Genomic DNA, 15,924 nt, shown 5'->3' on the forward strand with positions numbered 1-15,924 from the left:
AACAGTCGGGCAACAAGACACTGCTAAAACTGAGTGTTTGATACTGATAAGTGCCTCGCTTTTGCCGCCTTTAAAAAGATCGCAAATTTTGGCAGTAAAAAATGGCGGGTGTCCAACCCGTCCATAAATACAATTTGGTGACTTGGAGAGCCTTTGTCTCAAATCTCAAATCTTCCTCATTCCTTACTTCCCAAATGCCCACTGCAAAAACTTAGGCATGGCTTTGCCCCAGGTTTCGGTATCGTGGCTGCCGCCTACTACTTCGAGGTATTGGATGTCGGCGGGGCGGGTGTAGCCTTTGGCTTCCAGTGCTTTAATGATGTCTATGGCATCGTCTATCGAGTCGATAATGCCGTTTTTGTTGCGGTCGGCGGTTTCGTCTTTGGTGCCGGTTTGCAGCCAGAATTTAAGGGCGGGTTTGCCTTCGGTGGCGGCAATTTGGGCGTGCATCAACCGGTCGGTCTCGGTATAGCCCTTGCTGAGGTCTTTACTCCTCCACCAGAACGATGCGGAGAATGCGCCAACCTTATCAAACAGTTCGGGGTTGTTCCAGGCGATATCCATAGCAGTTAAGCCCCCAAGCGAAAATCCCGCGAAGGCGGTACTTTCAAAATGCTCAATGTCGGTTGCTTTGTGGATCTCGGGCAGTAGTTCGGTAACGATGAACTGGGTGTAGAGATTGGCCTTGCTGCCACGTTTTTTATAGTCGGGCTGGCCGGCAATGCCGTATTCCTGTATGCGATCGTCGCCGGCGTGTATGGCTACTATGAGCACGGGTTTAAGGCAATTGCGGTCGTATAGATTCTCTAAAGTATGGGTAAGCGTTAAATTTTCTATTTCCTGCCCGTCGTTAAGCAGTAAAAGGTGCAGGGGCTCGATCCCCGCGTTATCGGGCAGTAGTAGGGTACAGGTAACTTCGCGTTCGAGTACGGTTGATGTGATGGTAAGTTCCTGTGCGTTTATGGCCATTTCAATAGCTGTACGGTATGTGTACATGTTTAAATTAATAATAAAGGGTACAAAAATAGGCTAATACTTTTATTAATTAACTAAAACAGAATTATTTGGCGTGGTGTTGACATTTACACGCGATACTGCTATCTTACCATCTTAAACGAAACGTTTTGACTGAACAATATCACCGCTGGCATTCGCCAAACCTGAATACCGACCTGGAAATGCTGGTTTTTGGCGACAGGGGTTATCCGGTTATCCTGTTCCCAACCACCCGGGGGCGTTTCCATCAGAATAAAGATTTTGGGCTGATAGATGCCGCGCGTTGGTTTGTAGATGAAGGGCTGGTGAAGATCTACTGCCCCGATACCGTTGACGACCGCAGTTGGTACGACAAAGGCATCCACCCTGCAGACCGTGCCCGCAACTATGCCTGGTACGATAAAATGCTGACCGACGAGCTGATCCCCTGGGCACAGCACGAAACAGGGGTGCATCGGGTGGCAATCGCAGGTTGCAGCTTTGGCGGCTACCATGCGGCAAACTTCGCGTTTAAGCATCCCGAGAAAGTAGCGCACCTGTTTACCATGGGTGGCGCGTTTGATATTAAGATGTTTACCGATGGCCACCATGATGAGAACGTGTATTACAACAACCCGGTAGATTTTGTGCCGGGCAGCAATAACGAGTGGCTTTGGAAGATGAACATCATCCTGGGCACGTCGGAACATGATATGTGTAAGGATTATAATATCGAAATGTCAAACATTTTGAAGGCCAAGAACATTAACCATTGGCTGGACATCCGACCCTTCGCCAACCACGACTGGCCGGTATGGCGGGAGATGTTTCCGCATTATTTATCTACCATTAAATAGATTTGAGACGTTAGATATGAGATTTGAGACAGGAAGCGAGCCCCTTTTTAGAATATAGATAATAGGCTTAGCGTTTCTTCTCATTTGGATTTAGAAATTAGGCTTTAGGATTTTAACCACATCACCATGAAAAAAATAGGCATCTTATTCGGGCAGGAAAATTCGTTTCCGCAGGCATTTGTTGACAAGATCAACGAGAAGGGAGAGAAAAACATCTCTGCCGAATTTGTACGCATTGATAAAATATTACAGGGCGAACCACTGGGCTACTCGGTAATTGTAGACCGGATCTCGCAAGACGTGCCTTTTTACCGTGCATCGCTAAAAAACGCCGCCATCACCGGCACGGCGGTTATCAACAACCCCTTTTGGTGGAGTGCCGACGAGAAATTTTTTAACAACGCCCTTGCCGTAAAGCTTGGCGTACCGGTACCAAAAACGGTGCTGCTGCCCTCTAAAGATCACCCATCAAGCACTACAGACCGCTCCTTTCGTAACCTGGCCTTCCCGCTGGATTGGGACGGCATATTTGATTACGTAGGCTTCCCGGCATATATGAAACCGTTTGACGGTGGCGGCTGGCGCGATGTGTACAAGATAAGTGATAAGGAAGACCTGTGGGAGAAATTCGCCCAAACCAAGCAACTGGTAATGCTGCTACAGGAAGAAATTATTTTTGACGATTATTTCCGCTGCTATTGTATAGGCGGCAAGCACGTGCGCATTATGCAATACGAGCCACGCAACCCGCACCACCTGCGCTACGAGCATGGCAAAGCACCGGCAGCAAAAGCCATGCTGGATACCATCACCAAATACGTTTTACAGCTAAACCAATACTTAGGTTACGATTTTAACACCGTAGAATTTGCTGTACGCGATGGCATCCCGTACGCTATCGATTTCTGTAACCCGGCACCCGATGCCGAAGTAACCAGCGTAGGCCAGGATAACTTTGAGTGGGTGGTGGAAACCGCCGCTAGCTACGCCATAGAGCGCGCCAAAGTCCAAAAAGACGACCGCGATAACCTTACCTGGGGCGAATATGTGAAGACCGGCGCAACAGGGAAACCGCTTATCGCATCGGCAAAAGCAGCCAAGGCAAATGATGTTACGGTAGCCACTATAGCCGAGCCGAAAGCAAAAAAAGCGGCAGCGCCTAAAAAGGTGGTGAAGAGGTAAATTAGGATGGACGTAGAGACGCAATATTTTGCGTCTCTAACCGAAATGCCTGCGTTAGGGATTGCAGCGGATACCGGCCTGTGGCTAAGGCCTGTGCAGTATGAGCGGAAAGCACGGGCCGAAGGTAACGCCCTTGTTTGATAAAGGACGAAGGACTGAAAGACAAAAGAAGAAAACCAAATTATAGGTAACCCAACCCCCTAACCAATTATGAACGAGTTCACCTTAGGTGTTGAAGAAGAATTTATGGTGATTGACCCTGTGAGCAGGGAACTAAAATCGCATGAGCAAAAAATTGTGGATGCGGCGCAGAAGATCCACGAGGACCAGGTAAAGGCCGAGATGCACCAGGCGGTTGTGGAGGTGGGTACCCATATTTGCCGCAATACCGAAGAGGCGCGCAAAGAAGTAACCAAACTACGTGGAACGGTGGCCCAGTTAGCAGGCGATATTGGCTTGCGCATTGGCGCGGCTGGTACACACCCCTTTTCGCATTGGCAGCACCAACTGATCACCGACCACCCCCGTTATTTTGAGATAGTGGATGAATTGCAGGAAGCGGCACGTTCTAACCTCATTTTCGGGCTGCATGTGCATGTAGGGATCCAGTCGAGAGATATGGCGATCCATATTGCCAACCAGGCACGATATTTTTTGCCGCACGTATATGCGCTAAGCACCAACTCGCCGTTTTGGGAGGGGAGAAATACGGGCTATAAATCGTTCCGTACCAAGGTGTTTGATAAGTTCCCGAGAACGGGAATTCCTGATTATTTTGCCAGTATTGAGGATTACGATAACTACGTAAAACTGCTGGTGAAAACCAATTGTATAGATAACGCCAAAAAGATATGGTGGGATTTGCGGGTTCACCCATTTTTCCAAACAATCGAGTTCCGCGTATGCGATTGCCCCATGCTGATAGACGAGACCATGACTTTTACGGCACTCTTTCAGTGTATTTGCGCCAAACTGTACAAGCTTAGGTTGAGCAATATGAAGTTTATCACCTATAATCGTGCCCTTATTAACGAAAATAAATGGCGTGCCGCGCGTTATGGCATCGATGGTAAAATGATAGATTTTGGTAAAGAATTGGAGGTAAACACCCGCGCCCTGATATTGGAACTGCTTGATTTTATTGATGATGTGGTGGATGACCTGGGTTGCCGCGACGATTTGCAATACGTACACAAGATACTGGAGAACGGTACCGGGGCCGACAGGCAGTTGGCTGTATACAACCAAAACAATAACTTTGAAGACGTTGTAGATTACATAACATCGCAAACGTTGAAGGGGATTTAAAGCCTTACCTAATCCTCTCCAAAGGAGAGGACTTGAGAAAAATAATTTTAGAACCCTCTCCCTTGGAGAGGGCAGGGTGAGGCTTCAATTATAAGAGAAAAATGAGCACAGATAAACCGAAAATAAAGATTGCTATACTGGATTTGTACGATGGTATTGCAAATGAGGGGATGCGTGGTTTCCGGGAGATACTGGAACGCTATAAGGCGAAGCATGACCTTAATTTAAGTTACGAAGTTTTTGATGTGCGCCGTAAGGCACAGGTGCCGGGCACAAATTTTGATGCCTACATATCAAGCGGAGGCCCCGGCAGCCCGATAGATAGCGAAGGCACCGAGTGGGAGAAAAAATATTTCAGGCTGATTGATAAACTGGAGGCCCATAACGAAAGCGATAGCACCAATAAAAAGCATGTATTTTTTGTATGCCATTCCTTCCAGCTGATGTGCCGCAAATACGGGGTGGGCGAAATAGGCCTGCGCCGTTCACCATCCTTCGGGATACTACCGGTGCATTTAACCGAAGAAGGCAAGCAGGACCAGGTTTTCCAAAACCTGTACGATCCTTTCTACACTGTAGATTCGCGCAGCTGGCAGGTGATTAGCCCGGATCTGGCAAGGTTTGAACAGTTGGGCATGAAACTGCTTGCGCTGGAAAAAGAACGCCCGCATGTTGATCTGCCACGCGCCATGATGGCTATCCGTTTCAACGATTATTTTATTGCAACCCAGTTTCACCCCGAGGCAGACCCACTGGGCATCAAAACCATGCTGCTACGCGAGGAAAAAAAAGACGAGGTAATAAACGAGCATGGCGAAGCCAAATACAAAGAAATGCTACGGAGATTAGACGACCCGGATAAAATAGCCCATACGCAAAGCACCATCATCCCCAACTTTTTGGATGAGGCGATATTGAGTGTGGAGGTGTAAGTTAAATTTGTCATCCTGAGCGACAGCGAAGGATCTAATCGCCGCCCAGTAACAACCATGTAATGCGACAATATAATTTTTACACCTACATCCTAACAAATTATACAAAAAAGGTACTGTACACGGGCGTTACCAACGATTTGGATAGGCGATTATACGAGCATTATTTTGGCAAAGACAATGTAAATAGCTTTACCGCTAAATACAAATGTTTTTATTTGGTTTGGTACGAAAGGCATCAGTATGTAAATCACGCTATTGAGCGTGAAAAAGAAATTAAAGGATGGCTAAGGGCAAAAAAGATAAGTTTAATAAAACAAGAAAATCCGGGTTGGCGTTTCTTAAATAGTGACATAATGGATTGGCCGCCGGTGTTTACCGGTTAAAAATCTTGTCTGGCAGAGCGATAGCGAAGCGTCTATTTGCCGACTTGCATGGCCGTTTGCACAGTTCGTTAATAGATCCTTCGCTGTTGCTCAGGATGACAAAATAGATAAAAGGGCTTGTTAAGCCGCGATATGTATGACCGTTTGCATAGTTCGTTATCAGATCCTTCGCTATCGCTCAGGATGACAAAATAGGTTAAAGTTAATACAAAACTCATAGCGTATGAACCCATCCATCAGAAGCACCTACAACCAAAACTTCACCGAAGAAAAGTACGCGGAGTTCCTACTCTCCCTTAACGATGGCTTAAAGACCCCGATAGAGTTCCGTATTGCGGAGACGCCGGTTTTTTTGACGGACGATTTTAGGGATAAGTTGCTCAAAGCCGGGGAAAAGATTGTGGCCACTATTTTAAAGCCCGATTTTAAAGCCTTAACAGAGCGCGCTATCCCCGAGCAATGGCGGGTAGCTAAAGAGAACGGGCATTCACACTTCATAGCGCTGGATTTTGGGGTTTGTAAGGATGCGGCAGGCAATATTGTGCCTAAACTGATAGAGATGCAGGGCTTCCCCTCGCTGTATGGTTTCCAGGTCCATTTGGCGGAGAATTACAGGCATACCTTCCACATCCCGGGCAACCAGAGTATTTATTTTAACGGGTTGGATAAGGCAAGCTACCTGGCGTTGCTTAAAAAAACTATCCTCGGCCCATACCAGCCGGATGAAGTGGTGCTGATGGATGTGAACGCCCACACCCAAAAAACTGCCGTGGATTTTTATATTACCGAAGGCTACATCGGCACGCCGGTGGTATCGCTTGCCGATCTGATCCAGGAGGGCGACCAGCTTTTCTACCTGCATGGCACCGAAAAAAAGCGCATCAAACGCATCTACAACCGCCTGATATTTGACGAGATTGAAGGCGACCCGGATATATTTAACAACGTGGTAGATATTCGCCAACCGCTGGATGTGGAATGGGTAGCACACCCCAACTGGTTTTACCGTATCAGTAAATTCACCATGCCTTTTTTGGAGGGCGACTATATTCCCAAAACGCGGTTTTTGCACGAGGTAAAGGAAATACCTGCCGACCTGCAGAACTACGTGCTAAAACCGTTGTTCAGCTTTGCCGGGCAGGGCGTTATTATCGATATTATGGATGGCGATATCGAACAGATCCCCGACCCTCAGAACTGGATATTACAGGAGAAAGTGCAATACGAACCGGTGCTGGAATCGCCGGATATGGGCGTGAAGGTAGAGATAAGGCTGCTATACCTCTGGCCCGATGGCGACGAAAAACCAACCCTTGCCGTAAACCTGGCGAGGCTAAGCAAGGGCAAAATGATAGGCGTGCGCTACAATAAAGATTACGATTGGGTGGGCGGTACCGTAGCTTTCATGCATAAATAATTTAACAGGTTGACTTATGGCTATAGCAAGGCCCATTTTTAGGATATTCGACTACGATAAAGCCATTGAGTTTTATGTGGATTGGCTTGGTTTTACCATCGATTGGGAACACGAGCCCGATGGCTCGCCCATTTATTTGCAGGTATCGTTCCAAGGCATCGTATTGCATTTAACCGAACATTACGGCGATTGCACACCCGGCGGCAGGATACATATTGAGGACTTTAAGGGCCTGCGCGAATACCACAAACAATTGAAGGGAAAAAAGTATAAGTATTATAATCCCGGGTTAGAAAAAGCCTCCTGGGACCCAAAGGTAATCACCATGCAAGTAGGCGACCCTTTTGGCAACCGGCTTACCTTTACTTGTATCGATATTGATTAGCGTTTAACAGTTGATACTAAACTTTATACTTTTTTAATTTTCTGTACGTATTAGAATTGTATTAATTTTGCATCATGAACGTACAAACGATCATAATCATTCTTTTATTTGCAGCTGCGGTTTTTTACGTAGGGCGTATTATGTATAAAAGCTTATTCGCAAAAAAAAGCTGCGGAGGCAACTGTAAGTGCGGAGTAGATTTTTCTGCCATTGAACCACAAAAGCAAGCCAAATAATTTTTGCCCAACCATAACCTAATCGTATTTTAAATACTCTTCATGTCCAACAAACAGGTCTTTCAGGCTGATAACCCCGGCAGGTGGAACCGCTTTAAATGGCTTAGCCGTATAATTTTAATTGTATTTCTATTCGGCGCCGTAGCAGCAGCCATAACGGTTACTTCTACCGAGTACCCTATTTTGCCCAATCTTGATCCTGCTCCTAAGAAGATCTCCAAGGAGGACCTGGAGGCACTGAAAAAATCAAAACGCTATAAAGACTTTAAGGTAGAGAAAGCGGTGATAGAGCAAATTGCCCGTGCCCGCCGCCAGCATCAGGTTAAACACCCCAACAATGCCAACCGCATAAACGCCGCGTTTTACCGCCCATGGGAACCGCAAGCCTATAATTCGCTGTTACTTCACATGCACCGGCTGGATATGGTGGTTACCGAAGGTTTTTCCTTCAGCCAGAAAGCGGATACGCTTAAAACCGTACTGGATACCGGCCTCATCAACCTCAATAAAAAATATAAGAAACAGATATTGGTAACCCTGTCCAATTACGATAATACCAAAGGTGGTTACGATGTAGACGAAGTGGAACACATCTTCGGTAATAAAAAACTGCGAACCGCATTTATCAATAGCATTGTTGCCAAGCTCAATTTTTACAAGTTCCAGGGTGTGAATGTTGACCTGGACGACGTGAAAGATCGCAACAGCAAAAACTACATCGCTTTCCAGAATGAGTTGTACGCCACCCTGCACGCCAACGGCTTACTGGTTACCCAAAACGTAGTACCCGAAGATGAGGCCTATGACCTGAAACGCCTGCAGCACATAAACGATTTTATATTCGTAATGGCTATAGACCAGCATTACGATGGCAGCAACTCTGGCGAGATAAGTAACCAGCACTGGGCCGAAGAGATCCTGGATGAGGTATGCTCCATTATCCCCAGCGATAAGGTGATCTTTACCATAGCCGCCGGCGGGTACGACTGGCCCGAAAACAGCATAGGCGTATCTGCCGGTTACCAGCAAGCCATTAGTACTGCACAGCAAAAAAAGAGTAAGATCATCTTCGACCCTGTATCTGCCAACCTGCATTATAACTATTTGGGTAACGATGGCTTTAACCACATCGTTTACTTTACAGATGCGGCTACTAACTTCAACATCATCCGCATGGCCGATGATTGGTCTACCGGCGGGGTAGCGCTCTGGCGCCTCGGTGCCGAAGATCCACGGTTATGGTCGTTCTTTCAAAAAAATCTTTCTATCGATTCGCTTAATAAAACAGGGATCGATATTAGGCATTTTAACACAGTAGGCTTAAATGATAAGATCGATTATGCTGGTGAAGGCGGTGAGGTACTGGATCTGATCACCACACCAAATACCGGTAAAATTGATGTGAAGATGGACCTTAAAAACTTCACCATCACCAACCAAACTTACATTAAGCTGCCAACCAAATATGTTATCCGCAGGTATGGGCTTAAAAAGGGCAAGGTAGTTTTAACATTTGATGATGGCCCCGATCCTGATTTTACGCCCCGCATCCTGGATATCCTTAAGCGCGAGAAAGTGCCCGCATCGTTCTTTATTGTAGGCTCTATGGCCGAAAAGAACATCCCTATTCTGAAACGTATTTACGATGAAGGGTATGAGATAGGCAATCACACCTTCTTTCACCCCGATATTTCTACCATCAGTATTGAGCGGGTGAACCTGGAGTTGAACGCCACCCGCAAGCTCATAGAATCGGTTACCGGGCGCAGCACCATTCTTTTCCGTCCGCCATTTAACGCCGATGCCGAGCCACAAACCCTTGCAGAAGTTATACCCGTGGCCGAAAGCCGCAGGCAAAGCTATATTACCATCGGCGAATCTATCGACCCTTGGGATTGGCAGCCCGGTGTAACCGCCGATAGCATTATTGCCCGCACCATTAAGCAGAAAGATAATGGCTCAATGATATTGCTGCACGATGCCGGTGGCGATACCCGCGAGGAAACCGTAAAGGCGCTACCTGCCATTATCCATTATTTTAAAAGCCACGGTTACCAGTTTACCACCATTGCCGATGTGTTGGATAAAACCAAAGACGACCTGATGCCTATGCCCACCTCGGATGATAAAACCGTTTGGGGCAGGTTTTATGATGTGGTTATCGTAGGGTTTTTCCTCGGGAATAAATTTATTTTCTACCTGTTCCTGTCGGCCATATTCCTGGCTATCGGGCGCATTATCCTGATAGGAATCCTGGCCGTAAGGCAGTTTTTTGAAGACAAGAAGGAAAGAGTAGACCCAACGGCCAAGCTGCCGGCGGTAAGTATCATAGTGCCGGCTTATAACGAAGAAGTTACCGCTGCCGCTACTATAGATAGTTTGTTGAAACTGGAGTATCCCAGCTTTGAGGTGATATTTATAGACGATGGATCAAAGGATAATACCTTTGAAGTGGTGAAGGCAGCTTACGAGAACCATCCTTTGGTGCGCGTTTTAACCAAGCCGAATGGTGGTAAAGCATCGGCGCTTAACTTTGGTATCTCACACGCTAATTACGATTACGTAGTTTGTATAGACGCGGACACCCAGCTTCGCAGCGATGCTATTTACCAGCTGATGGTTTATTTTACCGATGAAGAGATTGGCGCGGTTGCCGGTACCGTTAAGGTTGCCAACGAAACCAATATCATCACTCGCTGGCAGTCGATAGAATACATCACCGCCCAGAATATGGATCGCCGCGCGTTCGATCTTATCAACAGCATTACGGTTGTTCCCGGTGCCATTGGCGCGTTTAGCAAAAAGGCGATATTTGAGGCAGGCGGCTTTACTTACGATACCCTGGCCGAAGATTGCGACCTAACCATGCGCATCCTCAAATTGGGCTATATTGTTAGGAACAGTGCCGAAGCTGTTGCCTATACCGAAGCACCCGAAACACTGAATATGCTGCTTAAACAGCGTTTCCGCTGGAGTTTTGGGGTGATCCAAAGCTTCTGGAAAAACCGCGACGCACTGTTCAATAAAAAGTATAAATTCTTTGGGATGGTGGGGATGCCAAATATCCTCATCTTCCAGATCGTGCTGCCGTTGTTCTCACCGCTGGCGGATCTGATGATGATCTTCGGCTTACTGGGCGACAAGCCGGAGAAGATAATAATTTACTATGTGCTGTTTGTTTTAATAGATTTCCTGGTGGCCATTATCGCTTTCAAGATGGAAAAGGAAAGCTACAAAAAGCTTATTTACATTATTCCGCAGCGCTTCATCTGGCGCCAGCTCATGTATTATATCCTGTTTAAAGCTATCCGCAAAGCCTTAAAAGGCGAATTAAGCGGCTGGGGTGTGTTAAAACGCACAGGTAACAGCACCTTCAAAAAAGAAGACCTGATAGGAGAGGAATAGGAAATGTGCAGATTGGTTAGATGTGCAGATGTGCAAATTTTAGATGTGCAAATGAAGTTCACCCCTCGTCATTGCAATGACGAGGGGTGAACTTCATTTAACTAATCTTCTCTATCAGACAAACCGCGTACGCTACAACGCCTTCTTCGCGGCCTATAAAACCAAGAGTTTCGTTAGTGGTGGCTTTTATGGATATATCTTCCACGTTTATCCCTGCTGCTTTAGCTATGTTGGCCTGCATGGTGGGGATATGCGGGTTTATCTTCGGCGCTTCCAGGCATACCATCGCATCTATGTTACCTATCTGCCAGTTTTTTTCGGCCAGCAGGGCTACTACGTGCTGCAGTAAAATAAGGCTGCTGATGCCTTTCCAGCGGTCGTCTTTATTAGAAAAATGGAAACCGATATCGCGCAGGTTTGCCGCGCCTAAAAGCGCGTCGCAAATAGCGTGCAGCAGCACATCCGCGTCTGAGTGGCCAAAGGCACCACTGGTATGTTCCAGGTTTACGCCGCCCAAAATAAAGGGGTGCTGCTGTTTTAATTGATGTACATCGAATCCAAAACCAACTTTTATTTTAGCCATTATTATTTGAAAGAGCCGGTGCCGCCAAAATTGGCAGATAAAGTAAAACGGAGTGTGTTTGCAAGCGGGCTGCTTTGCTGATTGGCAGCCAGGTAGGCAAAATCAAAGGTAAATATCTGATATTTAAGCCCTACGCCAAAAGTGGCGTAATGCCGGTTACCCTTGTTTGGGTTTTCGTAAAAATAGCCGGCCCGCAGCGCTATCACATCATTATAAATATATTCAACACCCGGCGAAAAGGATATTTCTTTAAGTTCTTCGCTAAAGCCTCCCGGCGCATCGCCAAAGGACTGAAAAAAACCCGCCGGTACCGATACATTATCGTTTTTACCGGAGGTGATATTGCCGTTGCTATCGCGGATAGGGGGTGTAGGCACTAACAGCTTATTAATATCAAAAGTGGCGGTGAATTTGCTCGCGCCATCCAGTCGCCAGGTATTGGCAACCCCTAACTTTAAGTTAGTTGGTAAAAAGTACTTGTTACCTGCATCACTGTAAGCAATTTTTGAACCTATGTTGGATATGTGCGCGCCGAAAGCAAATACAGAGCTATCGCCATATTCTTTTTTATAATACATGGATACCCCGGCCGCAATGGCGTTACCGGCTTTATTTTGCGCCGAACCGCCTCCCGCCTCAAAAGTGCCTGCAGAAAAGTTTGAGTAGATGTAGCGTAGCGTAAGGCCGAGCGAAAAGTTATTGCCAAACTTGCGGGCAAAAGAGCCGTCGAGCGAAAGCTCGCTGGGGCGGTAAACACCCTGATCGTTCTGCTCTCGGTCTATCAACTGTATCGACCCTAAATTAAAGTACCGCAGCGAGGCGCCAAAGGTGTTACGGTCATCAAGCTTATGGGCATAGCTAAGGTAAGCCAGGCTAATATCGGGTACCATGTGCCTTAACCAGGGACTGTAAGAGAGCGATACATCATTGTTGGTCTCCATAAACGCCAGTTTTGCGGGGTTCCAGTAGTTGGCGTTCACATCGGGCGATAGCGCCACGCCAGCCTCGCCCATAGCGCCCGAACGTGAATCGGGCGTGATGTTAAGGAACGGTACCGCCGTAGAAATTGCGTTGTTAGAACTACCATCGGCATTGGTTTGCGCCGATGCAACAGCAGGAATGGCCAACAATATATATAGAGCAAATTTTTTAGTATAGCTATACTTCATTGCGTGCAATTTAGTTTTAATATTTAAAATAATAAAACCGGGCCATCGTTAAGTTTTGAGGTTAAAACCAATAATACATCAAATTATTGTAACTCAACAAATAAATAATCCGTTTAAAAGGGGGTACTGGCGTAACAGTTTTTTTAAATTGGTACCCCGATAGGCTATTTTATTATTGATTTTTATTAAATTTACCTCCAAATAGATATTTTGCAAAGTATGAAAGCACTTTTTACTAATACTGCTTTAGTGTTGTTGAGTTTTGGCACATTGCTAAGCAGCTGCAGTAAACCCCCGCAATCACAAAAAACGGGGATGACTTACAACAACAGGAATAACGGTGGTTATCTGCGGTTTAAGCAAACTCACCCAACACCTGGCCCTGGTTTGGTGCCAATTGAGGGTGGTACTTTTGTATTGGGTGGCAGCGCCGACCAGGATGTTACTTACGATTATAACAACGTACGCCGCAGGGTTACCGTGCCATCTTTTTATATGGACGAAACTGAGGTAAGCAACCAGGATTGGCTGGATTACCTGCACTGGATAAACATTACTTTCCCTAACGATGGCGAATTATATTACAACGCCCTGCCAGATACCCTCGTATGGCGTAAACCACTGTCTTACAACGAGCCTTACGTAGAAAATTACCTGCGCCACCCGGCGTTTCAGGATTACCCGGTTGTGGGTGTTACCTGGGACCAGGCACAAGATTATTGCATTTGGCGTACCGACCGTACCAACGAAAACATCCTGCGCGAAAACAATTACATGATGACCTGGAAAGACGCAGCGGGTGGCGGTAAAAAAGGAGCAGCCCCAGCAGCAGGCGCGCAAGGCGGCTTAAAGGAACCATTTAACACAGATATTTATTTAAACGGGCAAATAAGAGGCGCCGGGGTTGACGGCAAGAACATGCCTAAGGATAATAACCCTAACGTAGCACCGGGTACCGCCAAAGGTGGCCCGCGCAGGCCGGTACGTATTGAGGATGGTATTTTGAAACAAGGCTACCGCCTGCCTTCGGAGGCAGAGTGGGAGTACGCGGCTTTATCGCTTGCCGGTAACACCGAATTTGAGAATATTAATGATGGTAAAATTTACCCATGGAATGGCCTGGGCGTACGCTCACCAAACCGTAAAACCCGTGGTTTGATCCTGGCTAACTTTAAACGCGGCGCCGGCGATAACGCGGGTGTTGGTGGTGGCTTAAATGATAAGGCGGATATTACTGGACCTGTGCGTTCTTACGAGCCCAATGATTTTGGCTTATACAACATGGCAGGTAACGTAAACGAGTGGGTTGCCGATACCTACCGCCAAACTTCGTTTGAAGAGGTGGAAGATTTTAACCCTTTCCGTGGTAACGAATTTACAAATAAACGCTTGGCCGACCCCGCTAAGGGCTTATATGCTAAAGACAAGTATGGCCGCCCTATTAAGGACCCCGCAAAGTCTAACAAAAAATTAAAATACAGTGATATGATAGCGCAGCAGCAAGGCCTTAATAACGGCACTGCCGCAGGTACTACACCTGCTACCGGCGCTACCGTGCCGCTAACAACGCCAAACTCTATCAAATACAGCGGTAAAGCTTACAACCCCGATTTCCGTGGCGCAAGCGACTCTGTGAACACCGTATTATACGGTACAACCACGCTGGTTAACGACCATTCCAAGATCTTTAAAGGAGGCTCGTGGAACGATCTGGCTTACTGGATGAACCCCGCAACCCGCCGTTTTATGGATGAAGACGAAAGCAGCGCCGAAGTTGGTTTCCGTTGCGCCATGACCATGGTAGGCGCCCCGGAGATCCACCCCGAAGGCAAGCCACACCTGCCTGTTAAAAAGGCGAAGCCTTACAAGGCTAAATAACAAGAACCAGCTTTTTATATGATATGAGCCGTTACTGAAAAGTAGCGGCTTTTTTGTTGGCAGGGAAGAGGGGATTTAATTATTTTTTGGAGTAGAAGCGTTTGAGGGGTCAATCGGGAAAATATTAAATAGAAAACCTATATTGTACTAATAATTAAATCCGAAACTAATATCAATGAAAGATATCAAATCTGTTTCCATGAAAAACCAAATTCTTGGGGAAACAGTAGCATTTCTTAATCAAGAAAAAATGGATTGCCCGGTTACACAGGAGGGGTTGGTTGAATTAATTAGCCAACTGGTTTATTATAAAGAAGAGGGCAAATCACTATATCCTGAGATCTACGTATTTGATGATATTGACTTAATAAAAAAGGTTATTCCAACCTCTCAATTTTGCCCAATAGGAACAGGAGAAAAAACAAAAGCCACGATGTTGAAAGCATTAAAAAAATGTGCTCCGTTAACAGATGGTGGTTGGGTCATATACATATTGAGGAAGGAAAATGCATTTGACTATGGAGTCTTTAGAAATGGCACACCGATACATTCTGTTTCTATTTCAGAAGCTTTAATTGATAGTGGGTCAGAAGATTTGAAAGCAATATTGATTCATCAAGTTGCCGAAAAGATTATTGAAGTAAGGGGAGTTACAGCTGATTCTCTTTTAATTAGTTTTGGAAGTCAACATGACTCGACAAATTCTCCTACAGAAAATCTTTCTAAATTTGTTGATAAAATAATTTTAAATGTTCCTGAAACACTGAAGGAAGCGTCTAAAAACTTCTTTGTGAAACTTTTCTTGGAAGTTCTACAAAAAGGACACGGAACTTTGGCTTGCGTAATCAAGGGCAGTAAAAATGAAATCCCGAAGCGGCTGGAAGATGGCATAAAATTAAGTGAAAGAATAAATGTCCCTAAAATGATTGCTGAGCTTATTGATAAAGGCGACCTAAAAGCTAATTCGATCTTAGAGGGACGATTTTCATTAATTGCTGGAATGATGCAATCTGATGGCATAACTGTTTTTACGGATAAGGGGGAAGTTGCGGCCTATAACGTTTTTGTAAAGCATCCTGAGAAATTTCTAAAAGGGATAACTACTGGAGGTGCGAGAAGCAGAACATTTTTAACGCTATCTATTCTGATTGGAAATGGCTTGGAGGCAGCCTACATTCAATCGCAAGATGGTAAAATAGAATATAAATAAT

At 45.9% G+C, this 15,924-nt stretch carries 14 protein-coding genes; 11 read left to right on the forward strand and 3 right to left on the reverse strand.

The annotated features are described in order from the left end of the window. Positions 1-183: 183 nt before the first annotated feature. Positions 184-996: an alpha/beta hydrolase gene (locus EPL05_RS17990; RefSeq protein WP_128535372.1), complete on the reverse strand. Its 813-nt coding sequence runs from the start codon at positions 994-996 to the stop codon at positions 184-186. A 128-nt stretch (positions 997-1,124) separates the two neighbouring features. Between EPL05_RS17990 and EPL05_RS17995 the strand changes: the two genes are divergently transcribed. From EPL05_RS17995 to EPL05_RS18035, 9 genes are all read left to right on the forward strand, one after another. Next, positions 1,125-1,832: an esterase family protein gene (locus tag EPL05_RS17995; RefSeq protein WP_128535373.1), complete on the forward strand. Its 708-nt coding sequence runs from the start codon at positions 1,125-1,127 to the stop codon at positions 1,830-1,832. A gap of 126 nt (positions 1,833-1,958) precedes the next feature. After that, a complete protein-coding gene (locus EPL05_RS18000) occupies positions 1,959-3,014 on the forward strand; it encodes an ATP-grasp domain-containing protein (protein ID WP_128535374.1) in 1,056 nt (351 codons plus the stop codon). Between the two features lie 210 nt (positions 3,015-3,224). Then, positions 3,225-4,322, forward strand: a complete 1,098-nt coding sequence (locus tag EPL05_RS18005) for a carboxylate-amine ligase (RefSeq protein WP_128535375.1) — start codon at positions 3,225-3,227, stop codon at positions 4,320-4,322. A 101-nt stretch (positions 4,323-4,423) separates the two neighbouring features. Continuing rightward, positions 4,424-5,254 carry a type 1 glutamine amidotransferase gene (locus tag EPL05_RS18010; protein ID WP_128535376.1) on the forward strand — a complete coding sequence of 277 codons (831 nt, stop codon included), beginning with the start codon at positions 4,424-4,426 and terminating at the stop codon, positions 5,252-5,254. A gap of 62 nt (positions 5,255-5,316) precedes the next feature. After that, positions 5,317-5,640 carry a GIY-YIG nuclease family protein gene (locus EPL05_RS18015; RefSeq protein WP_128535377.1) on the forward strand — a complete coding sequence of 108 codons (324 nt, stop codon included), beginning with the start codon at positions 5,317-5,319 and terminating at the stop codon, positions 5,638-5,640. 223 nt (positions 5,641-5,863) lie between these two features. Further along, positions 5,864-7,057 (forward strand): hypothetical protein, encoded by a 1,194-nt coding sequence (locus EPL05_RS18020; RefSeq protein ID WP_128535378.1) that lies wholly within the window; start codon positions 5,864-5,866, stop codon positions 7,055-7,057. Between the two features lie 16 nt (positions 7,058-7,073). Then, complete coding sequence (locus EPL05_RS18025; protein ID WP_128535379.1) at positions 7,074-7,442, forward strand: glyoxalase superfamily protein; 369 nt, start codon at positions 7,074-7,076, stop codon at positions 7,440-7,442. A gap of 74 nt (positions 7,443-7,516) precedes the next feature. Then, positions 7,517-7,678: a FeoB-associated Cys-rich membrane protein gene (locus tag EPL05_RS18030; protein WP_128535380.1), complete on the forward strand. Its 162-nt coding sequence runs from the start codon at positions 7,517-7,519 to the stop codon at positions 7,676-7,678. 42 nt (positions 7,679-7,720) lie between these two features. Beyond that, a complete protein-coding gene (locus EPL05_RS18035) occupies positions 7,721-11,083 on the forward strand; it encodes a glycosyltransferase (protein WP_128535381.1) in 3,363 nt (1,120 codons plus the stop codon). A gap of 97 nt (positions 11,084-11,180) precedes the next feature. On the opposite strand, the gene ispF is transcribed toward EPL05_RS18035, so the two are convergent. Next, positions 11,181-11,666: a 2-C-methyl-D-erythritol 2,4-cyclodiphosphate synthase gene (ispF, locus tag EPL05_RS18040; RefSeq protein ID WP_128535382.1), complete on the reverse strand. Its 486-nt coding sequence runs from the start codon at positions 11,664-11,666 to the stop codon at positions 11,181-11,183. Positions 11,667-11,668: 2 nt separating this feature from the next. Beyond that, positions 11,669-12,835 carry a type IX secretion system outer membrane channel protein PorV gene (porV, locus tag EPL05_RS18045; protein ID WP_128535383.1) on the reverse strand — a complete coding sequence of 389 codons (1,167 nt, stop codon included), beginning with the start codon at positions 12,833-12,835 and terminating at the stop codon, positions 11,669-11,671. Between the two features lie 219 nt (positions 12,836-13,054). Between porV and EPL05_RS18050 the strand changes: the two genes are divergently transcribed. Together EPL05_RS18050 and EPL05_RS18055 are read left to right on the forward strand one after the other, a co-directional pair. After that, a complete protein-coding gene (locus EPL05_RS18050) occupies positions 13,055-14,713 on the forward strand; it encodes an SUMF1/EgtB/PvdO family nonheme iron enzyme (protein WP_128535384.1) in 1,659 nt (552 codons plus the stop codon). A gap of 175 nt (positions 14,714-14,888) precedes the next feature. Continuing rightward, a complete protein-coding gene (locus tag EPL05_RS18055; RefSeq protein ID WP_128535385.1) occupies positions 14,889-15,923 on the forward strand; it encodes a hypothetical protein in 1,035 nt (344 codons plus the stop codon). The last annotated feature ends 1 nt before the right edge of the window (position 15,924 follow it).

It is taken from the genome of Mucilaginibacter gilvus, from assembly GCF_004054195.1.
Taxonomy (GTDB): domain Bacteria; phylum Bacteroidota; class Bacteroidia; order Sphingobacteriales; family Sphingobacteriaceae; genus Mucilaginibacter; species Mucilaginibacter gilvus.

What these genes read in the sequence shown, in the direction of transcription:
- EPL05_RS17990 (WP_128535372.1), bottom strand. Translation starts at nt 996, where the DNA reads ATGTACACATACCGTACAGCTATTGAAATGGCCATAAACGCACAGGAA.
- EPL05_RS18050 (WP_128535384.1), top strand. Translation starts at nt 13,055, where the DNA reads ATGAAAGCACTTTTTACTAATACTGCTTTAGTGTTGTTGAGTTTTGGC.
- EPL05_RS18030 (WP_128535380.1), top strand. Translation starts at nt 7,517, where the DNA reads ATGAACGTACAAACGATCATAATCATTCTTTTATTTGCAGCTGCGGTT.
- EPL05_RS18010 (WP_128535376.1), top strand. Translation starts at nt 4,424, where the DNA reads ATGAGCACAGATAAACCGAAAATAAAGATTGCTATACTGGATTTGTAC.
- EPL05_RS18035 (WP_128535381.1), top strand. Translation starts at nt 7,721, where the DNA reads ATGTCCAACAAACAGGTCTTTCAGGCTGATAACCCCGGCAGGTGGAAC.
- EPL05_RS18020 (WP_128535378.1), top strand. Translation starts at nt 5,864, where the DNA reads ATGAACCCATCCATCAGAAGCACCTACAACCAAAACTTCACCGAAGAA.
- ispF (WP_128535382.1), bottom strand. Translation starts at nt 11,666, where the DNA reads ATGGCTAAAATAAAAGTTGGTTTTGGATTCGATGTACATCAATTAAAA.
- porV (WP_128535383.1), bottom strand. Translation starts at nt 12,835, where the DNA reads ATGAAGTATAGCTATACTAAAAAATTTGCTCTATATATATTGTTGGCC.
- EPL05_RS18005 (WP_128535375.1), top strand. Translation starts at nt 3,225, where the DNA reads ATGAACGAGTTCACCTTAGGTGTTGAAGAAGAATTTATGGTGATTGAC.
- EPL05_RS18055 (WP_128535385.1), top strand. Translation starts at nt 14,889, where the DNA reads ATGAAAGATATCAAATCTGTTTCCATGAAAAACCAAATTCTTGGGGAA.
- EPL05_RS18000 (WP_128535374.1), top strand. Translation starts at nt 1,959, where the DNA reads ATGAAAAAAATAGGCATCTTATTCGGGCAGGAAAATTCGTTTCCGCAG.
- EPL05_RS18025 (WP_128535379.1), top strand. Translation starts at nt 7,074, where the DNA reads ATGGCTATAGCAAGGCCCATTTTTAGGATATTCGACTACGATAAAGCC.
- EPL05_RS18015 (WP_128535377.1), top strand. Translation starts at nt 5,317, where the DNA reads ATGCGACAATATAATTTTTACACCTACATCCTAACAAATTATACAAAA.